This window comes from Sphingomonas sp. AOB5, from assembly GCF_029433115.1.
In the GTDB taxonomy this organism is placed as follows: domain Bacteria; phylum Pseudomonadota; class Alphaproteobacteria; order Sphingomonadales; family Sphingomonadaceae; genus Sphingomonas.
In genome coordinates, this window is the sequence record NZ_JARNTV010000125.1 from 1 (window position 1) to 2,781 (window position 2,781).

The window sequence follows — 2,781 nt, forward strand, 5'->3', positions numbered from 1 at the left end:
CGGGAGCCGTGCCGTTGGCGATCGGGGCGATCTGGGCACTGGCGACGCCGCCGCCGGACCTGCTGGTGACCGGCGACGGGCGGCATCTGGCGATCCGCATGCCCGATGGCGGCATGGCGCTGCTGCGCGACCGGGCAGGCGACTATACCCGCGACATGCTGGCCGAGAATGGCGGGGAGGAGGAACTGGCGCTGCTGGCGGAGCAGCCGGGCGCGCGGTGCAGTTCTGACCTGTGCATCGTCGATGTTGTGGCGGGCGAGCGCCGCTGGCGGGTGGCGGCGACGCGGAGCAACTATCTGGTGCCGTGGCGCGAGATGATCGCGCTGTGCCGGTCGAGCGACATCGTCGATAGCGACCGCCGCCTGCCGCCGGGATGCACGCCGCGATGGATGAAGCTGGACCGCGAGGCGCTGGCGCGGACCGGCGGGGTCGCGGTGACCTTTGCCAGCGGGCGGGTGACAACGGTCAGCGGGCCGGCGGGGAAGCATCCATGGGTTGACCCGGCGACGGTTATGCCGCCACGGTTGCCGCGACCGATCCCGAAAGGCCAGTGATCCGAATGAAGGCTGCGACGTCTGGCGATGAGCGGAGCCGGGCCATCAATCCGCTCCAGCGTATCCCGCCGCACACGGTGCGCCACGAGGTGCTGCCGCCCGACGAGCTTGCTGCGCTACTGGCATGGACGCTGGCGAACGAAGACGCGCTGGTCGCGTCGAAGGTGGGCGCGCATCACGTCTATTCGGAGAAGCGCAACGCGCGCAGCCTGTATGGCCCCGCGCCTTGGAAGGCAGGGACGAGCGAGCGGATCGCGGCGCTGGTGCCCGGCATCCTGGCCGATCTGGGCATGGCGTCGTTCGAGATGAGCCGGTTCGAGATCGAGATGGTGGTCTATCCCGATGGCGGGTTCATCGGGCGGCACCATGACACCGCCACCGGCTCGGCGCGGCACAAGCGCGACCGGGTGGTGACCATCGTCTATTATTTTCACCGCGAGCCGAAGGGCTATTCGGGCGGCGAACTGCGCCTCTCGCCGCGGCTGGCGCCACCCGAGGGCGAGCCGCAGCATGTCGACCTGGCGCCGGGCCAGAACATGCTGATCGCCTTTCCGAGCTGGGCGCTGCACGAGGTGCTGCCGATCCGCATCCCATCGGGCGACTATGCGGACTCGCGGTTCGCGATCAATTTCTGGGCGCAGCGCGAGGTGCCTGAATAGCGCCGACGGGATGCCGGTGCGGAGAGCGGACCGGCGCGCCGTCGCGACGCGGAACTTCACACTAACTTCACACTGGTCCGGCTGTCCCAGTCGCAACTGGACCCCGGCTTTCGCCGGGGCACAGCAAAGTTAGTAACGGCGGAGAAGGCCCGCGAGGCGGCCTTGGATGCGGACCTGATTGGGGCGATAGCGCTGCGGATCATAGCTGCGGTTCGCCGGATCGAGGCGGACCATCGCGCCTTCCTTGCGGAAGAATTTCAGCGTCGCTTCGGCTTCGTCGATCAGCGCCACGACGATCTCGCCGTCGCGCGCGGTTTCGGTGCGGCGGATCAGCGCATAATCGCCATCGAGAATGCCGGCCTCGACCATCGAGTCACCCGCGACTTCGAGCGCATAATGCTCGCCCGAGCCGAGCAGCGCGGCAGGGACCGGCAGCATCGTAGCGCCTTCCAGCGCCTCGATCGGGGTACCTGCGGCAATGCGGCCATGCAGGGGGATCTCGATCACGTCATTGGCCGGTTCGGGCGCACGCGGCTTGAGCGTCACGACATTATCGGCTTCGGCAGCGACAGGTGCCGCCTTCTTCGGCTCGACGCCACGCTCGGGCATCTTGAGCACTTCGAGTGCGCGGGCGCGGTTGGCGAGGCGGCGGATGAAGCCGCGCTCCTCCAGCGCCGAGATCAGCCGGTGCACGCCCGACTTCGACTTGAGATCGAGCGCTTCCTTCATTTCCTCGAACGAGGGCGAGACGCCGCTATCGTTCAGGCGGTCATTGATGAAGCAGATCAGCTCGTGCTGCTTTCGCGTGAGCATGCCCGGTACCCTCTCTTGGAACAGACTGGGAACGTTTATGCAATGTTCCGCGCGCTTGTCAAGCGATGTCGAGGATTTCCACCGAGTCGCCGATATTTGCGGGTGGCGCGTGCGGATGACGCAGGATCAGGCAGTTGGCGCGGGCGAGGGTGCGCAGCATCGAACTGTCCTGGATCGCGGCGGCGAAAACGGCGCCGTCGCGCAGTGCGGCGCGCATATAATCGGTGCGATCGCCATTGGCGGGCAGCGGCTCGCCGAGCGTGGCCGAGCGCGTGGCGGGGAAGGGGCTGGTGCTGCCCGCCAGATGCGCGACGAGCGGGCGGACGAACAGTTGCGTGGTGACGAAGGCGGAGACCGGATTGCCGGGCAGGCCGATCACCACCGCATCGCCAAGGCGGCCGGCCATCATCGGCTTGCCTGGCCGCAATGCGATCCGCCAGAAATCGATGGTGGCACCCGCCGCCTCCAATGCGGGGCGGACGAGATCGTGATCGCCGACCGACGCGCCGCCGGTGGTGACCAATAGATCGGCATCGACAGTGCGGAACGCGGCCTCCAGTGCATCGGCGCGGTCGGGCAGGATGCCGAGATCGATAATCTCCACCGCCATATCGGCAAGCTGGGCCGCGAGCATCATGCGGTTGGTTTCTGGAAGCTGGTCCGGGCCGAGCGCCTCGCCGGGCGCGACCAGTTCGTCGCCGGTGGCGGCGATGGCGATGCGCGGCTTGCGGCGGACGGGCAGGGCGGCATGGCCG

The 2,781-nt window shown here is 68.0% G+C and carries 3 protein-coding genes and 1 pseudogene; 2 read left to right on the forward strand and 2 right to left on the reverse strand.

Annotation, left to right across the window (positions count from 1 at the left end; all coding sequences use genetic code 11):
• Positions 1-554, forward strand: a pseudogene (locus tag P1X14_RS21910) (competence protein ComEC); the annotation flags it as partial.
• Between the two features lie 5 nt (positions 555-559).
• Entirely contained in the window at positions 560-1,213 is a 654-nt protein-coding gene (locus P1X14_RS21915) for a 2OG-Fe(II) oxygenase (RefSeq protein ID WP_277317546.1), read from the forward strand.
• A 129-nt stretch (positions 1,214-1,342) separates the two neighbouring features.
• Here the strand turns inward: P1X14_RS21915 and lexA are convergent, their stop codons facing one another.
• Positions 1,343-2,026 carry a transcriptional repressor LexA gene (gene lexA / locus P1X14_RS21920; protein WP_277317547.1) on the reverse strand — a complete coding sequence of 228 codons (684 nt, stop codon included), beginning with the start codon at positions 2,024-2,026 and terminating at the stop codon, positions 1,343-1,345.
• A 58-nt stretch (positions 2,027-2,084) separates the two neighbouring features.
• On the reverse strand, positions 2,085-2,781 hold a 697-nt coding region (locus P1X14_RS21925; RefSeq protein ID WP_277317548.1), incomplete at its 5' end, for a molybdopterin molybdotransferase MoeA.

Excerpts from the sequence above, each read along its gene's own strand:
- lexA (WP_277317547.1), bottom strand. The coding sequence starts at position 2,026 with ATGCTCACGCGAAAGCAGCACGAGCTGATCTGCTTCATCAATGACCGC.
- P1X14_RS21915 (WP_277317546.1), top strand. The coding sequence starts at position 560 with ATGAAGGCTGCGACGTCTGGCGATGAGCGGAGCCGGGCCATCAATCCG.